Below are 18,873 nucleotides of genomic sequence, written 5' to 3'. Positions count from 1 at the left end.
TTGCAAAAAATAATAATATAGTGGGGACTTAACGAGATTCTTTAAGAAAAGAGTTTGGTTAAGTCCCACTTCTTTTTTGTAAAAATTTTTGTAAAAAGCCTGACAAAAATAGTTTTTGCTATATAGTTATTTTTATAACATTAGTAGGAGGAAAAAGATGGAAAATCTTTCAAACAATAATAATCAAGAAATACAAAATAATATTCAAGCAGAAATTGCCTTTTTAAATGATATGGATACTTTAAGAATGAACTTGCCACGTATTGACAAAAGTCTTAAAGGATACGGATATAAGTATCAAGATTTCAATGTCATAGTAGAAGTAATTCAAAATGTTATAAAAAATCACAATTTAAAGCTTGGTTTTTGGCAATTTCCAACTTTTGTGTATGGTAAAAATGGTGAAGTTCCTGTTGTTAGGACTACATTTTACAGTAAAAGTACTGGATACAAAGAGTCGCTTGATACATTAATTCATACAGATAAATTACAATGGAACGGTGAAAATGGGTCTAAAAATTTGAATACAATGCCACAACTTGTTGGTGCAGCTATTACTTATTTTAAAAGGTATGCTTTAGTTGCGTATCTTGACATAAAAAGTGAATTTGATACTGATGCAGCACCTATTTACAATAATCACGAAAACGAAGATTCTATGTCTAACAAGCAAGTTAGTGTTAATCAAAAACAAGAACAAAAAAAGGACATAAATCAAGAAAAAAATCAACTAAACAGCTTTAATAAAAACTTAAAATCTGGCAAGGCTTATTGCTATGAAATTTTTAGAGACGCACTGTTTAATATAAAAAATTGGGTAAATGAAGGTGAAGAAAAAAATAATATAAATGCTCTTATTCGGGCATTATGTACTGATAATGATGATGCTTTAGAAGATCTTTTTGAAAAGAATGCTGAGCTTAAGAGTATAGAATATTGGGTAAATATTCTAAAAAAATATTTCAATAAAACTAATAGATTTGATGATCTAAATAAGCTTAAAGTATTTATGTCTGATAATCGAGACGTTTATAAAACAAAAGTATTAAAATTCTTTTGCATGTTGAAAAAAGAAAGACAATTTAATTATATATTTGCAGTATAGCAATATAAAAGCCCCCTATTTGGGGGCTGCTATAGGTATAATAATTAAGGTTTTTATTTTTGATTGAGAAATGTTTTTAGTTTTTCCAATTGGTTGTAAGACCCTCATAATGCTTAGTAGTATCGTTTAAAAGTTCATCTTTAAGGCACTTATAAATCTCATCCTTGTCATTTTTATCAGTGAATATACTTCCAGCGACACCTCTAAAATATTGCTCTATTTCGTTTTCATTCCCATCCCCATATTTATTATTAAGTTGTTGATTGTTTTTTTTACAGTCAATGGCGCCTTTAATATAAGTGTCAAAGTCTTCACCACTTGCTTTTGATTGTCTTTTAGATTCTAAGAAGTTATAAGCTGTGGTAAAGGCCTGAGCCAATTCTTTTTGTTTTTGAGTATCTGTAGAAGAAAGCCAATCAAAGAAGTTATTACATTTTCCATTATCCCCATTATTGCACCCATTTGTATTCTCTGATAATTTTTCAACTGTGTATTTAAACGCAGTTACTAATGAAGTAAACATTTTTTCTTCGTCGGATGTTAAAGTAATTTTTTCTTGTGGTGGCAGCTCTTTTTGGCTTAAATCACGATTTTTCCTGCTTTTTATTTGTTGGGCATTGTTTTTTAAAGTGTCATTATCATTAGAATTACAGCTATTTAGTAGTAGCAAAAATATACAAAATAATATGTTGATGATTTTCATTGTTACTCCTTTTTTTATTATTAATATTCACTTAATCAATTATTAATACTAAATATTGGATAAACAATTATTATTTGAATTGATATTCTTTAAGTGAGGTAGTAGCTATTTAGAAATGAAAGCAAATATTAGCCCTGCTATCATTGTGATAGACATTGCTCCCATGATTCCCAATACCCATTTAAGCATTTCTGAAAGAGACATTAAATTCTTTTCAACATTGTCTATTTTAGTGTTTAAATTCTTTTCTACAGTATCTATTTTGGCATTTAAATTCTTCTCTACGGCATCAATCTTGATGTCTAAATTAGATATATCCTTTTGTAAATTCTTCTCTACATTATCTATCTTGGTATTAAGTTCACTTTTGGCATTATCTATTTTAGAAACAAGATTATCAAATTTTATATCAAATTGTTTTTCTAAATTTTCTAAATCTCTATATGTTAGCTCATTGTGATAATATCTTTTAGATAAATCTTGTGCTATTAGTTGTTCCATGCCCAGTCTAATAAATTCTTTATATATTTGTTCTTGAGTTACACTTGCAATATTTGTTGACACTGTTTCCATAAAATTTTCCCTTATAGTCATATTATACACTATTTTAGATTAATTGGCTTTAGAGATTTTTATATGTAAAATAGAATTTCTTGCAAGAAAAACCTTTTTGTAATTCACATTTTTAACTTTGAATATTGATTATAGACTTTTTTTGCTATGGGTTGTGTTTTTTTAATATACTCTAAAAGTATGTTGATATTATATTTTACCGCAGTTATGGAGTGTTCGTCTTTTAGTGTTGATAAGTCTGGATAAGTATATTCTGGATAATTTGGATCATTAACTTTAACTTTTGTTTTAGCTAAAAATGTTACTAGGTACATAACATACTCTGAAAGTTGTGCTTCATATTTGGTTAAAGATTTTAGTGTTTGAATAATTGGAGGTTTTGGTTCTTCTGGTAGGCTAGCAATAGTAGTACAGCATAATAGCAAAGTAAATAGTAGGTAGTTTGCTCGTTTAAGCATTTTCACCTCTTTTAAGAGTATTGATATATTCTTTCATGATTTTGTTACGTTTTGCTTTAATTGAGGAGATAATTCTTTTATTTTTGTCACTCGAAGTAGCCTCTATTATTTCAATATTGTATTTTAAAATGTCTTGTATTTCTTCAAATATTTTCATTGATTCAGCTGTTTCTATGGATTTTAGTGTCTCAATATATGTTTTGTAGAAAAAATCTATTACTCTACCAAAAGTATTGATGTAATTATGATCTATGTTTGTATTAGCTTTAGCTATGTTGGTTAAGTTGGATAGTAAATTAAGGCCTAAACTAATAGTGTTATTTTGCATTATTTATTCCTTCTTGATAGATAGGTTTTCCTTCCTGGTTGAATTTGAGCTGATTAGATATTTTTAGACTTTTCTCATCAGAATTAACTAGATCGATACATTGATTGATTTTGTCATTCACTGGAGCTAGTGTTTCAGCTATTGTTGGAGTTAATGTATTCTCAAGTCTTTCCATATTTGCTTTATAGATTAATTTATAATGAGAATACAATTCATAAACCAAAAAAAATCCTTTATGTGCAATTTCGTCAAATTCATCTTCAAATTTAGAGAATACGTCAATAAGGGTTGATATGGATGTAAGTCCAATCTCAAGATTGTCTTTAGATAATTTCACGAATTAATCTCTTTTTTTAATATGATTATTGCCATTTCCATTTCTAAAAATCTTACCTATTACTATAGATAATATGTCTTTTAGTAGTGGTTTTAGAAGAATCAACCCTCCTAGAACTAGTACTGTTACAAAAATCATTACGGCTATAAGTTTTATTTCGTTTAAATTAATTAGAAGTTCTGTTATTTTAATAGTATCCATTTTTTAATCCTCGATTTTAATTTTTATATTTATATTATATACCAAAATTATAATTTTTGCTAAAAAAGTTCACAGTTTTAAAAGATTGGGGACTGCGCCCCCTGATCTGTTTCTTCTTTTTTGGACATACCATCCTTGGAGCAAAGGAAATATGGTAGATGATCCATTAACCCCCGTGTGTTCATATAGTATGGTTTTTTTAGATTCATCGGAATACCTTAGATATATCATTTTCGGAATAAGATGCGCATGGTGTTCTGCGTGAATCTGAATATCAAGGTAAATGGGGTCATCATCATTATTTTTATAAAAAATAAGAGTTATATCACCACCGTACTCTAAATCAATATATATTGATTTATTTTTGTATTCATATGGATAAAGCGTATTGCCATAGGTTGTACCACTGTACTCATAATCTGCCGGTACTCCGAGTAGTTGTTTGGGAACGGGTGTTTTTTGAATAGTGCTTGAATTAGGCATTATTAAAAGATTATCATATTTAGATAGAGTAGCTGATGATATGCTATTTGTAAGGCGTGATTTAATTTTACTAAAAAGGTTAGAAATATTATTTGGGTCATTATTAATTAGCTTGTTTATTATTTTATTGTAAATTTTTTCTACAAAACTTGTATCAGCTGCAAGCTCTTCGGCAATTGTAGATTTAATTATCTCTTTAAAATAGCTTAGTCCTTCTCCTTTAAATGTCTTATCTTTAGTGGTTTTTAAAAAGTTTTCATAAGTAATAGCGTTGCTGTTTGCCACTCCATCATCAAGCAGCAAAAGATCAGTATTTTTTACATCCTTAACTCTATTTAAGTCTTTAATTTGAACTGTTTCTTCCTCATCAATTAGTAATTTTTCTTTCTCTTCTTCAGACATTAAGCCTCCTAATTGTTAAAAGTGATAATATTTTTGCTATCTTTATCATTGATTTTTAGTACTCTACCTATGGGAATAATCCTTTTGATAAAAGCATAAATTGAATGGTCATATCCCTTAGGAAGTGAATTGAATACCAAAGCCTTTTTAGATGTAGTATACCCAGCTTTCTTTTCTCTAATTAGTATCTTTTTAGGCCTTTTGCCTTTTGCGGTGCTAGGGGAAATAAATGTAGTAAAGTTTGTTTTTATTACTCCTTTTAAAGAGATATCAATAACACCCGCTTGAGGTGTGGTAACTAAAATATCCACGTTCAAAAACGCTTTAAAAATCAGTCTAAATGACTCATCAGTACCAATATGCCGTAAAGCAAAAATAACGCTATTGATATTGTTTGTAATACTTTGTAAAGTTTGAGTTTGTGCATAAAAAATGGATAAGACTTGAGATAGCCATATAGCAATATATCTTGATTTTATATTTTCTTTTACATCAATGGAAATAAAGTTAGAATTGAGGGACTTAAGCTCATTAAGCAGTTTTTGTGCATATTCAGTTTCTGTAAGTATAAACTTATGAATTTCAGTGCCTTTAAAAAAATTAGGTATTTCCATATTTATCAACTATCAATGTCAATAAGCAATCGATCCGCTATATTGAAAAGCAGGAGCGTATCATCATCAATGGTAATGTCTTCATTTTTTTTAAAATCGCTTTCAGTAATGCTTGAAATACTGTTTGTGTCTGTATCTTTAACACAAGTTTTAATTTCTATAGACCTAATACCTTTTACTTCATTAACGGGAGCAAAAAAGTCTTGATATTCAAAACTAATTCCCATATCAGAATAGTTATTTGAAATAATCCTAGAATATATGTTTCTAATTTGAGAGTCTATGTTTAAGTAGAGATAGTTTTTAAGGTCAAGTTTGTACTTTACTTTCATATAAACATATTTTCTTTTTCCTAGTGATATTTTATAGGATTTACGTTGTCCAGTTGAGTTAAATCCATCAATTTCTATATTTCCTTCAAGCAAAGTGCCACTAGGAGTTGTTAGATATAATGTCTCCCAAAGTTTTGCCTTAAATTCAGAATTACTAATATTAGTTTTACTAGTGTCTAATAAATCTTCTTTTAGAATTAGATATATATTGGCTTTTCCAGCTGAACTTTTAATATTAGTGTACTCAACCCCATCAAGATTAAGTAAAGCGGATTTAACTGCGCTGTAAGTTGTGCTTTTAGAAGAAATGTGTTCTTCAATAGTGGTCCAATAAGTACCGCCCGGTCGCATTTTAGAAAAAAACAGATTAAGTTCATTAATTATTTCTTCTTCAATTAATGCTAAAGAAGATGCAATAATGTTATAAATTGAACTGTTATTATCATCTATATTAATTGCATAATTTGCGCGCAAATATTCTCTTTTAGATTTTACTATATCCTTAATTGTACGTTTTAGAATGCCAAAATCAGAATCAAAAACTATGCTCATAAATCAAACTCCATATTCAAAACGTCGCCTGAGAAAAAAAATGATATATGTACTTTGCGGTCTTTTATAGTAGTTGAAATATTACTTAAATCTAAGTTAAGTTCTTTAGATATTTCATGAAAATAGTTTTTTACAGCTTGAAGATTATTAATTTTTAAAAATTTCAAAAGCAAGAAGTAGTCCAGTCCCCAATTAGGGGCATAACTTAGACTACCCTTTAAGGTTTTTAAGAATATGAATAACCTTTGTTTTTGCTCATCAATTCCATCAACAAGCGATACATCATTATTAAATACCAATTCAAAATTATTGCCAATTCTTAAATCCATACTAGTAATTATATCATATTTAGCAAAAATTAGTTAAACAAACTGTTGATATCGGAGGTAATTCTAGAAGTTACAGCTCTTAGGCTTGCATAGTTAATAGTTGAGTCTCCTATGATAGTTATGCCGTTAATAGCATTTACGATATTATCTAGAATTTTTTTTAAGCTAGTTGTTTGGTTAGCTATTTCAATGGTACTATTTGTTTTGATCTTAACAGTATCAGAAATTAAATTTAAAGTTTTTGGGCCAATTACACTAAGTATGTAAAAATGGTGCTTGTCAAAATGAATATTGTCATTTTTATCAAAAATATTAATGTTTGATTGAAGTAGTAAAACGGTATCACCTTTTGATAGTTCAAAATTGATATTGGATATATTTCTTGTTTGAATTTCTAGATCTTCAAATTCGGGTATTGTAACAACAGCCTCTTGTGTTTGTTTTTTAAATTCTTTTATAGTGCCAATTCGAGTTATGAAAATATTTGAATAAATCCAATTTTTTATGTCTTCTTGTGTTAATGCATGGCCATAAAGACGCTGTTGCATTCTATAAATTTCATAGTCTTGACTCATTTTAAGTTCCTTTATCTAATACTTATACTATTAGAATCGTCATATAATTTAAGTATCAATGAACACTCTCCTACATTGCTAAGTATGGCACTTGTTTCTTTTATGGTGGTTTTTATCATTTTTCCTAGTCCATCAATAAATGAAACTTTATCGCCGACATTTAGCTTATGTGTGTAAAATGTTTTGGCGTTCCAAAATATAAGATTTATTTTAAGTGTGGTGCCTAAAGTAATTTCTTGTTGTGGAATAAATTCAAGCCCATAATCTTCTAGTGCCTTATAGTGTGCATTTCCCCCCGCCTTTTTATAATTGGTAAATATAATATTGCATTCAATCCCCTTTAACCCGGTACCAATATCAGCTATTACGCTATGAACATATACTCCTTTTATTTTATCAATAAACTCTTTTGGTGTTGAGGCATAAATATTTTTGTCAATCACTTTAAGTTTATCTTTTTCATCCATACGAATGATATTGCGATTAGGAAATACAGATTCTATTGCTTCTTGCACCGTCTTTCCTTTAAAGCTTTTTCCCTTTTCGCCCTCTAATTTGCGATTGAAGAAGTTGCTTTTAGTTAATAAACGAACATCAAGCTCTACACTAAAATCTCCACCGGGATAATCAGTGCTCATTGGGGGCCCTAAAGTTCCCGCCATTATGAAATCAAAATTTTTTTCATGAGCAAATTTCTTATAATATATCTTTACTATATCTCCAAATTTAATGCGGTCGGTGAAGTCTAGAGGTAAGTTCCAAAGTACAATTTTAGCTTGTTTGGAACTTATAATAAGAATATTTGAATACACGTTGGATATAGAAATATCAACATGAATTCCATCTTGTGTATTTATTATAATTTTAGGAGTTTCTTCTGGAAAAGGAATTCCATCAATTGATTTTTTTGATTTATCTACATTGTAAAATTCAATTTTAAAATCATAACTTAGTAACATTGATTATCCTTTATATTTTCCCAATGCAAATGAAAATGTTTTTACTACTTCTATTGATAGGCTAACTTCAACCTCATCAATAAAGGGAGTATCTGTAAATGTAAGACTTGTAATTATAGCTAATTCTTTAAGGCCAAAAGTTGGACTGTAGATAGTAAAAGGAACTTGGGCTTGTAGTCTATTAGCTAGTTGTTCTTTTACAAGATGCACGTCAAAGCGCAGCAGAGAATTTCCAAAAACAGTCATTTTGAGTGGGGAAAGCATTTCTTTATATAGAGATGTTAATACTCCTCCGTTTAATGAGATATGTTCTCCCGTCATTACGGGGTTGTAGCTTACGTATTCCGCTTTTCTATCATAATAGTTGATAACCGGTCTTTTAGAGCAAGTAGTATTGTAGGTCCGCGATATTAGCTGGGTTTTGGGTTTTATAAAAAATAATTGTGGCACATAGCCAAAACCTCTAAAATCTGGTCTTGGAAATAGTACTAAAAAGTTATCTGCTCCAAAAAGAGCAAATATTTGAGTTGTGACATCTTTTATTATTTGGAAAATCTCTTCCTGAGACATTTTCTTTTCATTATTAATAGTTTCATTTTTAATAATTTTTTCACTGTTAATAGCCATAAGTAATTACCTTTTCACCAAAATTTATGGAGTATTGTTATTATTATCTTCATTTTCTTTACGTTTTGGGCCTGAGTTAGGTGGATTAGGGATAGTTTCGGGATCCTTAAAAAAATTTTTAATCACAGGAATATTGGCAAAAAGACTCTTCAGACCTTTAAAAAAAGGCTCAATAACATGTGTTTGAAAAGTAAAACCTTTTAAGTACTCAGTGATTTTTTTAACTAAATCAAGTATCGGCTCTAAAACATTAGTTGTCAAGTTTGAAAGAGTTTGTTCAGCTGAGGCTAAATTGCTATCAATCTCTTCTTTTGTATCCGCTTTTTTTGTAAGACCGTAGCTTTTATAATCGCCTAACATTTCAAGCATCTTACTAATTCTGGATTCTAGATCTACTTCAGCTCCACTTTGCCAAGCTTTTTTAGCATCTTCTGTATATTTATTGGCAATTTCCTCGCCCCATGTATTTTTTAATATATCATAAAGTTCACTTCCATCTCCACTAAGAAGACTATTAACGGCTTTTACAGCATCCTCACTGCTCATAGCACCGCTGGATTTAAGCACGGCTGCAAACTCCATTGATTTTTTCAAATTATGAAAATTTAACTTCCCCAAGTCTCTTAGAGTCCCTTTAAAAACACTTGCTTGATTTAAAAACTCTTCTTTTTCTAAGTTGCGCTCAAATCCTTTCAATCCGCTAAAAATTCCCTTCTCCTTTTCAGTTCCCTTAATCAGCATATCTCGTTCTTTTCCTGTATAAAATGCACTATTGAGAAGTTTCTTTTTATTAGTTTTAGATGTTTCTTCAACCGCTTTTTTGGCAAATCCTAAAATTCCGCCCCCAATTTTACTTATAGCGTTGCTAATGATATTTCCTAGGGCGCTACCTATAGCAATTTTGGCAACAAGTCTTTTTCCTTGAGAGGCCGCTAGCATTTTACTTTTTGCTTTTGATTCTTTTACAAGTTCTTTATACCCAAGGCGCCTTTTATCTCTATCCGACATTAAGGATCTTTTAAAAGCCTCTTTTCTAGCTTTTTCAAAACCCATGCCTTGTTTCATCAGCTTTTTAGTTTGTGTTAGCCTATATTTCTCAACACGTTCTCGTAAGTTTTCAAACTTAGATTGTCTGCTTAATTCTTTTTTCTTATCCGACAAATTATTTTTTACAATATCTTTAGTACTACCTAAACTAGATTTTTTAGGTTTAAGATATTTTTCCATTTTGGTAATATCTTGTTCGATAGCCTTTTTTGTTGCTGCATGATCAAGAATGCCTTTAAATTTAATGGTGAATTTGTCGCTCATTAAGCCCTCATTTGCTTAAAATTAATTCATACAATTCTTTTTCTAATTTAAGATCAGCAATTCGATTGACCTCTAAAAGCTCGTCATAAGGCAATTTTTTAACCGTGTTGTATGAGCAAATATTCATAATTACTGGAAAATAGTATTTATCGTTTTTTATCTCGTCAAGCAAGTTAAAATACTTTTTTCTAGTCTCATTAAGATTTGCAATAGTTTTATCAATCTCCTTATTTCTTTTGCTCATTTAGCAACCAATTCATTAGAATTTGATGTAAGTGAGACGGTTATTTTTTCATAGTCAAAATTATCATCGATATAGTCAAAAGTAACAAAATCACCAACGTTATTTTCATATTCACTCAAATATACTAAAGCGGGTTTTTTAGATCATTATCTATATGAAAAGTATTGAATTGCGCGGTGTAAATAATAGCAACAAGATAGTCTTTATAGTAAGAAATAAATTCTCTATTTGCATCTAGAATTACATAGAACTCGTCTAAAAATTTTGGACTTATCATTAAGTTTGTAATTTCTTTTAGATATTTCACTTCATTAAGTTTAAAAACAGCGTCACTTTGATTAAATCCTAGTACTCTATCCCATTCATAGACTGGTAATACTTTTAGTGGGTATTCATAGGTTTTGTTTTTAGTTAAAATTTTCATTTTATATCGCATTATCATAATAAGAATTTCCTTTTAGTTTTTGTTTGGGTGTGTTTTTTGGCAATTAATAGCCCTAATTTCAAAAGTAACTTTTTCAGCCTCTGCTGAATAACTTCTTGAGGGCTCTTCAGTAAAAATTGCATAGTTAGTAATAATTTTAGTAGCAATTCTATCATTAAATACTAAATCAAGCATTTTTTCATATTTGCTAACATCCATGTTATAAAATTGATCATCTGAAATTTCGGTTAGTAAAATATAGTCATGACTACCTAGAGTGACTTCAATATTAAAAATATAAGTTATAGTTTTAGGATCTCTTAAGCTTATTACGGGTAGCCCCCTATCTTCAGCACTAACCACCGCTCGTGTTGTAGGCTCGCTTGTAAGCTCTAACTTACCACTGTGCAGTTGTCTACCGCCTATTGAGAAATAAACTTCTCTTAAATCATAAAATTGCATAATTTTTAACTCCTTATACGCTTAAACTGTTTTGATAATCAACTATATCTTGAGTAGTAATTACTAAAGCAACAGCATTAATACTAAAGTTATAAGTAATATTCACACTAAGTTCTAATTTAAGCTGCGAAGACGCTGATAGAACAAGTTTTAAGTTTTTATACTCTATAATCAGTCCTCTATCGATGAATCTTTTAAGCAGGCATTCTATCGCTGAAGTATAAGCATTATCTCTAGCTCCATTAAGTTGAAGTTCAGATAATTTACTGTTTTGTCTATTGTTTTTATTCCAAATTCTAATAAGCTCAACAATTGCCTCGTTTTTTATATAATGATAAGTAAAAAGCGTGTCTATTGGATTTCCAGCAAGATCAACACCCTCTTTAAAAGCAGGCATACCATCAAGACCAGTTTCATTAAGAAGTGAATAAAAGTTGATATTTACAGTTCTTAACTTTCCAATTACAGTATCGTCAACAAGTGGTAAAGCAGAAAGTGGCATACCATAAGGATTTACAGAATGGAAAATACTTGCTTGATATAAATATCCACTTACAAATTTGAGGTGTAAATTATCCTTATTGTTGCTGTAAACAACAATATTTCTTGCTTTTTCAGTATTCCCCTTATCATTAAAAGGTTCTTTTATTTCTTGTTCTTTAGTTGAGAATACAAAAAAAGTTGAGGGCATTTTAAACTTAGCATAGTCATCTTTATAAACCTTAAGCCCATCTTCTGAATTATTCCCCTCAGTATTAATAAGCACAACAAAGGAGTGTCTATGTATTTTAAGATATTTTTTTAACTCTTCAGGCTTATCCTTATAAATGAAAAGAACAGCAACCTTTAACGACTCTTCGCTTGAATTGAAAAAATCCGACATTGCGGTTTTTAGCAGTGTTTTTTCTTTTCCAAACTGATCGTCTCCATTTCCATTATCTTTTTCTAAATTTTCAATTTGTTGTTCATAGTTATTAACGGTTAAATTCAATATTTTAAAGTTAGTATTATCTTTATTAACTTTGATTTTGGCCGTTTTATAGACCAAAAGTGGATTATAATAATTGGGCTTGCTTGCTTGAATTCTAGAGTCAATTAAACTTACACTAATTGTATCTTGCGGCAATTTCGTATTCCTCCTTTAAAATTTCGATTGCTTTTACACTAGCATTGAATGCTATAGAGGCACTGTATGCATGGTTGCTATATTTTGTACCTAAATTAATTAGTCCAATTGTTTGCATATTAGATATTGGGTAAATGTAAAAGTTAATTTTATTGATATATTCGGGTTGGGATTGATTTTCTAAAGTATACTTATGGGCTCTATTATGTAGAAACTCGCTAAGCATATCATAAAGTATTAGCATCCGAGAATTGGCATCAAAATCTTTAGCATTTAACACTATTGAAATAATATATATTTGGAAATTCACACTAAATTCCAAAGTATTTTCATAAAATGCACCAGTTTTGCAGTTATGATCAAATAAATGCTGAGTACCATCAAACTTCAATGCTATTATATTAGGGCTAGCAGTTGTAATTTTTGAAAGATAGGGATGATTGTAAGTATTTATGATATCGCATTTAAAATTATTTGCAATTGCATAGGCCTTAAACCCCCTAAATATTTGGATTAAATGATTTAAAATTGAATCTAAAGTTACAATCATTTAAGCACCTTATAAGTGAGTTCTGATAGCATTTTGGATGTATCAACAAGTGGGGTTGATGCAGTACCGCTACCTTTTTTTAATTTGCTTTTAATTGTACTATCCTTTAAGCCCGGCACAACTTGACCCGATAGCACATAATTCTCATAGTATTTAATAAAAGCTTTTCCAATAGCATGCATTCCTAATTTAGGATCAAGATTAAACTTAGAATTTATATAACTATTATTGATATATTCTCTAAATTCAGTACTACCAGCAATTTTGGTTAAATGTTTTCTTATCGGTAAATTACTACTCCCTTTTTCATGCATCCTAGCAATATTAGAACGACCCCCAAACCAGCCAATTTCTAATTCAATTGTGAATTCTAGTTTGTCCATATAAATTCCTTTAAAATTAAAGTAAAGTATCCGATTGAAGAGTCAATGCTAAATATTTCAAAGTAAGCTGAATCTGCAATTGATATTCGGTCTTTTAGTTCATAGTTAAGGTCTTGATATGTGTAAAGTTTAGAATATCCTTGAATATCGGATATATTAGAGTCGTAAAGCATTGAAAGTTCTTGTGGTTTTATGTCAATAATAATCCCTATAAATTCAGTGTACTCATTTTTATTAAATATTCGTTGATAAGAGTCGTCATCATCAAGTTTTACAACATTGCCCTTATAAAACCTTAAAGGTTCGGGGTCCTTAAAAACGTTGATCATATGCACAGACATATCTGCTAGTCTTTTTCTAATACCACTCACTAGACAACCCCCACACAAGACGGCGTTGACGTCTCTCTTTTTAGCTTTTCTAAAAACGCATCAAGTTGTGAGCAAAAGTTCTTATTGGATCCACAACTTCCCCCATCGGTTTCTTCGCCCCCACTACTGTTAGGATAATAGTCAATTTCAAGCTCATTGAACTTCTCTTTTTTAATCCTTTCAAATTCAAACTCGCGAACAACTCCTTGTTTTCTTAATTGACAACCCATGTGGTAGAAGGTAAGCAAAAATATTTGTTCATATGTAAGTGAACTAGCATCAATACCACGTGTTACTAGAATAGCTTGAAGCAGTGATAAATGAAGTAGAAAATTTTGCCTACTTAGTGCAAATTTGTCTATTCCCAATAGTAACAGTACTTCAGAATGAAGTCTTGTTAATAAAAGTTCTTCTCCATTTTGAACTTGTGTTTGCAAGTCTTTTTGTTCACTCATTTTAACTTACCTTATTTGCTTAAGATTGTTTAATGTGTACTTGTAAAATAGTTTTTTTAGTAGCAAGTAGTCCGCCTAAAACAAAATCAATGTATGAATGAGCAATATCAGTTGAGTCTTTATCAACTTGTTCATTAGGTGTAGGCAACATATACTTACTAGGTTTAAATTTAATGAGTTCCGGATTTAATGGGTAAATAAGTATTTGATGTTTTAATAAGTTTGAAGTTTCAATATAAACATCTTCTCTATTATTAATAGCCTTAATAGTTTGAATCAAAACATCCTCCCATTTTTCACAACTTATTGCTGGTGCTGCTGGTGAATATGGTTTTACCAATTTCAATGAAGTCGCAGGATCAACTATTACCATCATAGGTGTAGAAAATTCATCTCCTAACTCTAGCTTTGAAAGTCCAGCCTCAATTTTTTCAAATATTTTGTCCATCTTGTCCTTATCAGTATTGTTAACTTCTTCTTTTATCTGTTCGGGCATATTAAGTAGTCCATACATATTAGGAAGTAGACGTTTTTGATTTTTTCCATCTTTTTGAATTGAAACAGTCCCCGTTAATACAAAATGATTAATAAGTTTAATAATTTCACTGCTTGCAAGTTTATAAGCTTGAGCGAAAGGAAGTAGATTATTATTAATATCTCCAATATATGAGTCTGAAGTGTAAAATTTTTCAGATGTCTGCTTTAAGTGCCTAAACTTGTACTGTAATTTTAGATAATTAAGTCTAACCACTTCAGAACTAAACCCAATAGTTGAGATAGTATTAACCTCATTGGCAATAGTTGTAGGATTAGCATTTAAAAATGCGTCCCACTTTACAGTTCTTTGATAACCCATTTGAAGATCAACATCTTCAATTTGATCGGGTAAAAACCATTTATACATTATAGGATCTTTAACTTCTCCTATAATATTGGCTACAGCTTTTGCATAATAATTTTCATCAAATAATTCCATATTCAATCCTCCAAAATATAATTAATTTTTACTTATGGCCTTATTTCCAAATACTGCTACTTTTACCAAATAAACATCATTGCTAATTTGCTTTGCATCAGACAATGCTGTTGCATTAATAGTTGCCTTATTTGGAGGCGCTCCATTAACCTTTTCAAGCGCTCCGTCTTTATTAAAAACAAGCTTGTCTTTTACTTTAACCGTAGAATCTTTTGCCACTAAATATCCCTCAAAATTATTTGTAATTGGAACAATAGTAGCTGTTTTACTAAATTCATCTACATCAATACATATTCCATATAAGTCTTCTTCACCACCGGCCTCAACATGAGGCTCATAATGAATTTCATTTGGTTTTTCTTCTTGAATAACTCTTTTGACCCCGCGCTTGTACGGATACCCCAAAAATGGATGATTTTCCAGTTTGTCAAACTTACTGCTTCTAGTACCTCCAGAAGCAAAAAATTGCACGTTTTTGTCTCTAAACTCTAAAGAATTGCTAAGCAAACCAGCATAATGCTGTGGATTTTTCATTAACTTTTCTAGTTTATTACGATTTTCTTGATAATCTTTTACTAATTGTGTTGTATTTGCCATTCAATTACCTCCTTTTTATCCCCCTACGCCCGAAACAGCATGAGCAAACACTTCTTTTTCAAGTCCTCTGTTTCCAAAAACTGTAACTTTTATCAAATTGATGGAATAATTCTCTTTGGGCCCTCTAGCTTGAGCCCGCTTTGAATCCTTATCTTCAGATACAAAATTGATTGTAAATGAATCAGATAATGCATACGCATTAATTACAGTTGGACGTCCACCTCCAGCCTTGATAATAACCCCATCAGCATTAATGTCTAATATTTCTCCTGCTTTTATATTTGGGTTTCTTGTCACAAGGTACCCTTCAAAGTTATTGGTAATTGGCAAAACATATGCTATGCAACTAAACTCACATACATCAACACATATGCCATATAGATCAGTATCAGCACCAATCTCAACATATACAGAATTCTCTTTTGGAACAAGTTTGACCCCACGCTTGTATGGAAAACTATTTTTTGGATCGTAAAAATATTCTTCTATTTTGTCTGTAAAACTTGAACATGCAAAGGAATAAGCATTAACTCGCTCATTCTTTGATTTAAAACAACCGCCAGAATTACCAAAAACCTTATTTTCAATCGAGCTCATTGATTTTGAATATCTTTTGAATTTCAAAAGAATATCGTCAAGTTCCTCAACAGAATCAAAATAAGGATCTTTCACTTCTACATCCTCTTCAACTTGTCTTGCTTGACGCTTAGCTCTAGGAGCTGCGACTGGAACTTCTGTTTCTAAACCTAATTGTAAATTATCATTAGAATTAGGACCTTTAGCTTGCCCTTTACCTTTTAAATCCATAATTTAACTACCCTTTTAAAGCTCTATTTCCAAAAACACTAACAAGAACTATAAATAACTCTTCTGTTAATTTATGTACTTTTGAAAGGGCTACGGCATTAACAGATTTTTCTCCCCCCGTAGTTTTTTCAAGCTCTCCATGTTGATTAAAATGCAGCTTATCGCCCGGCTTTACACCATTTTCACCATTTTTCTTAAACGTCAAATACCCTGTAAAGTTGTTTGTAATGGGAATTACAGTTGCCATACCACTAAACTCATCTATATCAGTACACACTCCGTATAAGTCGTCTCCACCACCAGCTTCAACTTCAAGTTCTGTTGTACCATCACCAAAACCAAGCTTGACTCCACGCTTATATGGATAGCCTTTAGCAGGGTAATTTTCTATTTTATCTTTACTGCTAGTACAAACTCCATCAGAATTAGAAAAAATTAGATTTTTATCTCCAAACTCGCTAGAATTACTAAGTAAACCAGTATCTTTTTGGGGATTTTTCATTAATGCTTTAATTTCAGCAACTTTTTTATCAAACTCTTGTTTAATTTTTGTGATATCACCCATTAAAAACTCCTTTAAGCAATACTTGTTCTTTTATGTCTTTTTAGATTTTCATAAAATTGAGTTCGTCTTTGCCTATAAGTATTGCTTATAGCTTGCACAAACTCCGTAAAATTAATTGGAACAAAATTAGAATCAAGCAAACTTACTCTCTCTTCTGATCTAACAATAATATTGCCTTTGATAGAGTCAACAGAAGAAGAACTACTATTCGCATTTTTTCTTAATTTGATATTCACTTTAGCCAAAGAAACAAGTTGTTCTAGTATCTCCCCATCGATATGACTTATATCTGATGCTTTAGCAATAGCTTTAATTTGCTCAATTGGAACAAACTTGCGAACAAGCTCTCTACGTTGAGCCTGCATAATGTCTTTTAAAGTGTATCCTTTTGCAAGTAAAACTTCTTTATTGAAATGGCTGCTAAGATGAGATTTTGCAAGTGTATCAATTTCATTTATGCGCTCCGCCTCTAATAATAATTGTTTTTCAACACGCTCTCTCTCTTCAACCTCAGCAAGTTCTTTTGTTATTCTCTCATTTATACTTAAATCCCGCTTTATCTCTTTAGGTTTTACATTACCTGCTTGCTCCCTAAGCCGCATATACTCCTCAAATTCCCCAGCACTTATAACCTTAGTATCGGGCTTAATTTGAGACTCTTCTTTGACTTGTACCTCAATTGCTTTTTGTTCTTCTTTTTCTTCATTTTCAATCACTTTTTAGCTCCTTTTCTCAAAATGAGAATAATTTTTCTTTTAAAATCGCTAGCTCCTCGCTATTAAAACAGCTGTTTTGTATAAGCTCGTTATATTTACTGTAAAGCTCAATTAGCTTTATATCTCTCTCTACCTTTTGATCTTCGCTTAACATAACTAGTGAATTAAACCTCATATCAAGCCCAAAATATTTAGTAAGCTTTAAGTTACAAGAATTTTCAACTTGTTCTTGTACACCTTTTAAAAAATCATAATAATTACTTCTATCACCTTTACCATCATTTCCAAGCCCTTTAGCCTGCTCATTGAAACTTCTAGTTAAAGGTTCTTTAGTATCAGCACCAATTTTTGCTTTAATTAAAGCTAAAGCCTCCTTTAAATAGCTAAGATCGTACTTAATAACCTCCAAACTAGCATTAGGAGTAGCCGTGTAAAACATTCCCTCATTATTAAGATTGCTTTTAAGCCTCGCAAGTTCATTTGCTAAAGAGTCATTAAGGCTGCGCAAATTAGAAATATCTTTACTATGGTTGTTTGAACTTTGTTTTCTTAAAAAAGAAGATAAAATACCATTTCCTTTATCATTATTTCTACTCTTAGTAAGTGCGCTTAAAGAAGTAGTTGCACTTGAGAGTGCATCTTGTAGTTGAACTAAAGATTCATCTTTATAAAACAAAAAATTGTGGTTTTCAATACGCCTTTCTATCTCAACATATATTTTTTCAAATAGGTAAATATCTAACAAAAAACTTTCCGTATAACATGGAACATATCTTTTTAAGATAAAATCAAAGTTTTCATATATTATGAGTCGGCTTTTATGTATTTTAATAGTGTCAAAAGAATTGTCCCTATTATTGGTTTTTACTTTATAAGTCACATAATCAAAGTCAATTCCTAAATCTCTTATAAACTCATAATCAAGGTATTCAAGTCCAATAGGCAACTCTATATTAACAGGCTCCTCAAGATCTAATAGCTTATCTTTAGTTTTTACTAAAATATATCCAATTCCATGAAATCGGTAACTTATAATACAATTAAATAAAGCATTCTTAAGCTGCACCTTTAACCTAGCAAGTTCAAATTCACTAACATTGTGGCTAATACTCTCAAGAACAATTCCATTCTTGAGGCAGTCTTCTGCTACATTTTCAATGTAATTTCTAAAAAATATTGAGTATCTGTATAGTTCTAATGAACTTATCTTGTCTATTAGTTTTGCTTTTCTTAAATCACACAAATTTTTACTTCTCTTTATTAAATTACATATATAATAGCAAAAACTAATATTTTTGTCAAAAAAAT

The 18,873-nt window shown here is 30.4% G+C and carries 28 protein-coding genes and 1 pseudogene; 1 reads left to right on the top strand and 28 read right to left on the bottom strand.

Features of this window, described 5'->3' with window-relative positions:
* Positions 1-157: 157 nt before the first annotated feature.
* Positions 158-1,105, top strand: coding sequence for an ERF family protein (locus tag BSV1_RS05560; protein ID WP_012672953.1), 948 nt, complete (start codon positions 158-160; stop codon positions 1,103-1,105).
* A gap of 76 nt (positions 1,106-1,181) precedes the next feature.
* Here the strand turns inward: BSV1_RS05560 and BSV1_RS05555 are convergent, their stop codons facing one another.
* The 28 genes and pseudogenes from BSV1_RS05555 to BSV1_RS05420 form a co-directional block, all read right to left on the bottom strand.
* Positions 1,182-1,808, bottom strand: a complete 627-nt coding sequence (locus tag BSV1_RS05555; protein WP_012672951.1) for an Mlp family lipoprotein — start codon at positions 1,806-1,808, stop codon at positions 1,182-1,184.
* A gap of 105 nt (positions 1,809-1,913) precedes the next feature.
* Positions 1,914-2,381: a Bdr family repetitive protein gene (gene bdr, locus BSV1_RS05550; RefSeq protein WP_012672950.1), complete on the bottom strand. Its 468-nt coding sequence runs from the start codon at positions 2,379-2,381 to the stop codon at positions 1,914-1,916.
* 104 nt (positions 2,382-2,485) lie between these two features.
* On the bottom strand, positions 2,486-2,839 hold the full coding sequence (locus tag BSV1_RS05545; protein ID WP_012672947.1) for a BBA14 family lipoprotein: 354 nt from the start codon (positions 2,837-2,839) through the stop codon (positions 2,486-2,488).
* Complete coding sequence (locus BSV1_RS05540; protein ID WP_012672960.1) at positions 2,832-3,167, bottom strand: BlyB family putative holin accessory protein; 336 nt, start codon at positions 3,165-3,167, stop codon at positions 2,832-2,834. Before BSV1_RS05540 ends, BSV1_RS05545 begins: the two co-directional genes overlap by 8 nt.
* Entirely contained in the window at positions 3,157-3,504 is a 348-nt protein-coding gene (locus BSV1_RS05535; RefSeq protein WP_012672955.1) for a BlyB family putative holin accessory protein, read from the bottom strand. The genes BSV1_RS05540 and BSV1_RS05535 overlap by 11 nt, the downstream gene beginning before the upstream one ends.
* Positions 3,505-3,507: 3 nt before the next feature.
* Positions 3,508-3,705, bottom strand: a complete 198-nt coding sequence (locus tag BSV1_RS05530; protein ID WP_008882860.1) for a BlyA family holin — start codon at positions 3,703-3,705, stop codon at positions 3,508-3,510.
* A gap of 69 nt (positions 3,706-3,774) precedes the next feature.
* Entirely contained in the window at positions 3,775-4,590 is an 816-nt protein-coding gene (locus tag BSV1_RS05525; protein ID WP_008882903.1) for a DUF685 domain-containing protein, read from the bottom strand.
* An 8-nt stretch (positions 4,591-4,598) separates the two neighbouring features.
* Positions 4,599-5,204: a DUF735 family protein gene (locus BSV1_RS05520; RefSeq protein WP_012672711.1), complete on the bottom strand. Its 606-nt coding sequence runs from the start codon at positions 5,202-5,204 to the stop codon at positions 4,599-4,601.
* Positions 5,205-5,209: 5 nt separating this feature from the next.
* On the bottom strand, positions 5,210-6,088 hold the full coding sequence (locus BSV1_RS05515) for a DUF276 domain-containing protein (protein ID WP_012672946.1): 879 nt from the start codon (positions 6,086-6,088) through the stop codon (positions 5,210-5,212).
* Positions 6,085-6,417: a DUF2634 domain-containing protein gene (locus BSV1_RS05510; protein WP_012672956.1), complete on the bottom strand. Its 333-nt coding sequence runs from the start codon at positions 6,415-6,417 to the stop codon at positions 6,085-6,087. The genes BSV1_RS05515 and BSV1_RS05510 overlap by 4 nt, the downstream gene beginning before the upstream one ends.
* Before the next feature lie 29 nt (positions 6,418-6,446).
* Complete coding sequence (locus BSV1_RS05505; protein ID WP_008882889.1) at positions 6,447-6,992, bottom strand: DUF777 family protein; 546 nt, start codon at positions 6,990-6,992, stop codon at positions 6,447-6,449.
* Between the two features lie 11 nt (positions 6,993-7,003).
* The gene (locus tag BSV1_RS05500) at positions 7,004-7,951 is read right to left on the bottom strand and encodes a DUF693 family protein (RefSeq protein ID WP_012672959.1); all 948 of its coding nucleotides are present in this window, start codon (positions 7,949-7,951) and stop codon (positions 7,004-7,006) included.
* Between the two features lie 3 nt (positions 7,952-7,954).
* Complete coding sequence (locus BSV1_RS05495) at positions 7,955-8,578, bottom strand: DUF792 family protein (RefSeq protein ID WP_008882877.1); 624 nt, start codon at positions 8,576-8,578, stop codon at positions 7,955-7,957.
* A gap of 24 nt (positions 8,579-8,602) precedes the next feature.
* Positions 8,603-9,889, bottom strand: a complete 1,287-nt coding sequence (locus BSV1_RS05490) for a DUF759 family protein (RefSeq protein WP_008882900.1) — start codon at positions 9,887-9,889, stop codon at positions 8,603-8,605.
* A gap of 7 nt (positions 9,890-9,896) precedes the next feature.
* Positions 9,897-10,133 (bottom strand): DUF1322 family protein, encoded by a 237-nt coding sequence (locus BSV1_RS05485; protein WP_008882866.1) that lies wholly within the window; start codon positions 10,131-10,133, stop codon positions 9,897-9,899.
* Positions 10,130-10,575: pseudogene (locus BSV1_RS05480) on the bottom strand (DUF1473 family protein). Before BSV1_RS05480 ends, BSV1_RS05485 begins: the two are co-directional and overlap by 4 nt.
* Before the next feature lie 15 nt (positions 10,576-10,590).
* Positions 10,591-11,019: a DUF1463 family protein gene (locus tag BSV1_RS05475; RefSeq protein WP_008882888.1), complete on the bottom strand. Its 429-nt coding sequence runs from the start codon at positions 11,017-11,019 to the stop codon at positions 10,591-10,593.
* A 13-nt stretch (positions 11,020-11,032) separates the two neighbouring features.
* Positions 11,033-12,145, bottom strand: coding sequence for a DUF787 family protein (locus BSV1_RS05470; protein ID WP_012672611.1), 1,113 nt, complete (start codon positions 12,143-12,145; stop codon positions 11,033-11,035).
* On the bottom strand, positions 12,126-12,695 hold the full coding sequence (locus tag BSV1_RS05465; RefSeq protein ID WP_008882855.1) for a DUF764 family protein: 570 nt from the start codon (positions 12,693-12,695) through the stop codon (positions 12,126-12,128). Before BSV1_RS05465 ends, BSV1_RS05470 begins: the two co-directional genes overlap by 20 nt.
* Complete coding sequence (locus BSV1_RS05460; protein ID WP_012672618.1) at positions 12,692-13,078, bottom strand: hypothetical protein; 387 nt, start codon at positions 13,076-13,078, stop codon at positions 12,692-12,694. The genes BSV1_RS05465 and BSV1_RS05460 overlap by 4 nt, the downstream gene beginning before the upstream one ends.
* Positions 13,066-13,449 carry a DUF1506 family protein gene (locus BSV1_RS05455; protein ID WP_012672613.1) on the bottom strand — a complete coding sequence of 128 codons (384 nt, stop codon included), beginning with the start codon at positions 13,447-13,449 and terminating at the stop codon, positions 13,066-13,068. Before BSV1_RS05455 ends, BSV1_RS05460 begins: the two co-directional genes overlap by 13 nt.
* Positions 13,449-13,904, bottom strand: coding sequence for a DUF3890 domain-containing protein (locus BSV1_RS05450; RefSeq protein WP_012672708.1), 456 nt, complete (start codon positions 13,902-13,904; stop codon positions 13,449-13,451). The genes BSV1_RS05455 and BSV1_RS05450 overlap by 1 nt, the downstream gene beginning before the upstream one ends.
* A 19-nt stretch (positions 13,905-13,923) precedes the next feature.
* Positions 13,924-14,880 (bottom strand): hypothetical protein, encoded by a 957-nt coding sequence (locus BSV1_RS05445; protein ID WP_012672587.1) that lies wholly within the window; start codon positions 14,878-14,880, stop codon positions 13,924-13,926.
* Between the two features lie 21 nt (positions 14,881-14,901).
* On the bottom strand, positions 14,902-15,477 hold the full coding sequence (locus BSV1_RS05440; RefSeq protein WP_012672954.1) for a DUF228 domain-containing protein: 576 nt from the start codon (positions 15,475-15,477) through the stop codon (positions 14,902-14,904).
* Between the two features lie 15 nt (positions 15,478-15,492).
* Positions 15,493-16,284: a DUF228 domain-containing protein gene (locus BSV1_RS05435; RefSeq protein WP_012672607.1), complete on the bottom strand. Its 792-nt coding sequence runs from the start codon at positions 16,282-16,284 to the stop codon at positions 15,493-15,495.
* A 7-nt stretch (positions 16,285-16,291) separates the two neighbouring features.
* On the bottom strand, positions 16,292-16,849 hold the full coding sequence (locus BSV1_RS05430) for a DUF228 domain-containing protein (protein WP_012672709.1): 558 nt from the start codon (positions 16,847-16,849) through the stop codon (positions 16,292-16,294).
* Between the two features lie 11 nt (positions 16,850-16,860).
* The gene (locus BSV1_RS05425) at positions 16,861-17,565 is read right to left on the bottom strand and encodes a DUF1357 family protein (RefSeq protein ID WP_012672958.1); all 705 of its coding nucleotides are present in this window, start codon (positions 17,563-17,565) and stop codon (positions 16,861-16,863) included.
* Positions 17,566-17,581: 16 nt separating this feature from the next.
* Positions 17,582-18,808 carry an anti-CBASS protein Acb1 family protein gene (locus BSV1_RS05420; RefSeq protein WP_012672716.1) on the bottom strand — a complete coding sequence of 409 codons (1,227 nt, stop codon included), beginning with the start codon at positions 18,806-18,808 and terminating at the stop codon, positions 17,582-17,584.
* Between the last annotated feature and the right edge of the window lie 65 nt (positions 18,809-18,873).

Source organism: [Borrelia] finlandensis, from assembly GCF_000181875.2.
Lineage (GTDB): Bacteria > Spirochaetota > Spirochaetia > Borreliales > Borreliaceae > Borreliella > Borreliella finlandensis.
The sequence above is the reverse complement of the archived record's forward strand: the minus strand, read 5'-3'. Positions and strand labels throughout refer to the sequence as shown.

What these genes read in the sequence shown, in the direction of transcription:
- BSV1_RS05555 (WP_012672951.1), bottom strand. Translation starts at nt 1,808, where the DNA reads ATGAAAATCATCAACATATTATTTTGTATATTTTTGCTACTACTAAAT.
- BSV1_RS05485 (WP_008882866.1), bottom strand. Translation starts at nt 10,133, where the DNA reads ATGAGCAAAAGAAATAAGGAGATTGATAAAACTATTGCAAATCTTAAT.
- BSV1_RS05445 (WP_012672587.1), bottom strand. Translation starts at nt 14,880, where the DNA reads ATGGAATTATTTGATGAAAATTATTATGCAAAAGCTGTAGCCAATATT.
- BSV1_RS05510 (WP_012672956.1), bottom strand. Translation starts at nt 6,417, where the DNA reads ATGGATTTAAGAATTGGCAATAATTTTGAATTGGTATTTAATAATGAT.
- bdr (WP_012672950.1), bottom strand. Translation starts at nt 2,381, where the DNA reads ATGGAAACAGTGTCAACAAATATTGCAAGTGTAACTCAAGAACAAATA.
- BSV1_RS05540 (WP_012672960.1), bottom strand. Translation starts at nt 3,167, where the DNA reads ATGCAAAATAACACTATTAGTTTAGGCCTTAATTTACTATCCAACTTA.
- BSV1_RS05525 (WP_008882903.1), bottom strand. Translation starts at nt 4,590, where the DNA reads ATGTCTGAAGAAGAGAAAGAAAAATTACTAATTGATGAGGAAGAAACA.
- BSV1_RS05490 (WP_008882900.1), bottom strand. Translation starts at nt 9,889, where the DNA reads ATGAGCGACAAATTCACCATTAAATTTAAAGGCATTCTTGATCATGCA.
- BSV1_RS05500 (WP_012672959.1), bottom strand. Translation starts at nt 7,951, where the DNA reads ATGTTACTAAGTTATGATTTTAAAATTGAATTTTACAATGTAGATAAA.
- BSV1_RS05495 (WP_008882877.1), bottom strand. Translation starts at nt 8,578, where the DNA reads ATGGCTATTAACAGTGAAAAAATTATTAAAAATGAAACTATTAATAAT.
- BSV1_RS05515 (WP_012672946.1), bottom strand. Translation starts at nt 6,088, where the DNA reads ATGAGCATAGTTTTTGATTCTGATTTTGGCATTCTAAAACGTACAATT.
- BSV1_RS05465 (WP_008882855.1), bottom strand. Translation starts at nt 12,695, where the DNA reads ATGATTGTAACTTTAGATTCAATTTTAAATCATTTAATCCAAATATTT.
- BSV1_RS05460 (WP_012672618.1), bottom strand. Translation starts at nt 13,078, where the DNA reads ATGGACAAACTAGAATTCACAATTGAATTAGAAATTGGCTGGTTTGGG.
- BSV1_RS05560 (WP_012672953.1), top strand. Translation starts at nt 158, where the DNA reads ATGGAAAATCTTTCAAACAATAATAATCAAGAAATACAAAATAATATT.
- BSV1_RS05475 (WP_008882888.1), bottom strand. Translation starts at nt 11,019, where the DNA reads ATGCAATTTTATGATTTAAGAGAAGTTTATTTCTCAATAGGCGGTAGA.
- BSV1_RS05530 (WP_008882860.1), bottom strand. Translation starts at nt 3,705, where the DNA reads ATGGATACTATTAAAATAACAGAACTTCTAATTAATTTAAACGAAATA.
- BSV1_RS05450 (WP_012672708.1), bottom strand. Translation starts at nt 13,904, where the DNA reads ATGAGTGAACAAAAAGACTTGCAAACACAAGTTCAAAATGGAGAAGAA.
- BSV1_RS05430 (WP_012672709.1), bottom strand. Translation starts at nt 16,849, where the DNA reads ATGGGTGATATCACAAAAATTAAACAAGAGTTTGATAAAAAAGTTGCT.
- BSV1_RS05545 (WP_012672947.1), bottom strand. Translation starts at nt 2,839, where the DNA reads ATGCTTAAACGAGCAAACTACCTACTATTTACTTTGCTATTATGCTGT.
- BSV1_RS05505 (WP_008882889.1), bottom strand. Translation starts at nt 6,992, where the DNA reads ATGAGTCAAGACTATGAAATTTATAGAATGCAACAGCGTCTTTATGGC.
- BSV1_RS05520 (WP_012672711.1), bottom strand. Translation starts at nt 5,204, where the DNA reads ATGGAAATACCTAATTTTTTTAAAGGCACTGAAATTCATAAGTTTATA.
- BSV1_RS05435 (WP_012672607.1), bottom strand. Translation starts at nt 16,284, where the DNA reads ATGGATTTAAAAGGTAAAGGGCAAGCTAAAGGTCCTAATTCTAATGAT.
- BSV1_RS05440 (WP_012672954.1), bottom strand. Translation starts at nt 15,477, where the DNA reads ATGGCAAATACAACACAATTAGTAAAAGATTATCAAGAAAATCGTAAT.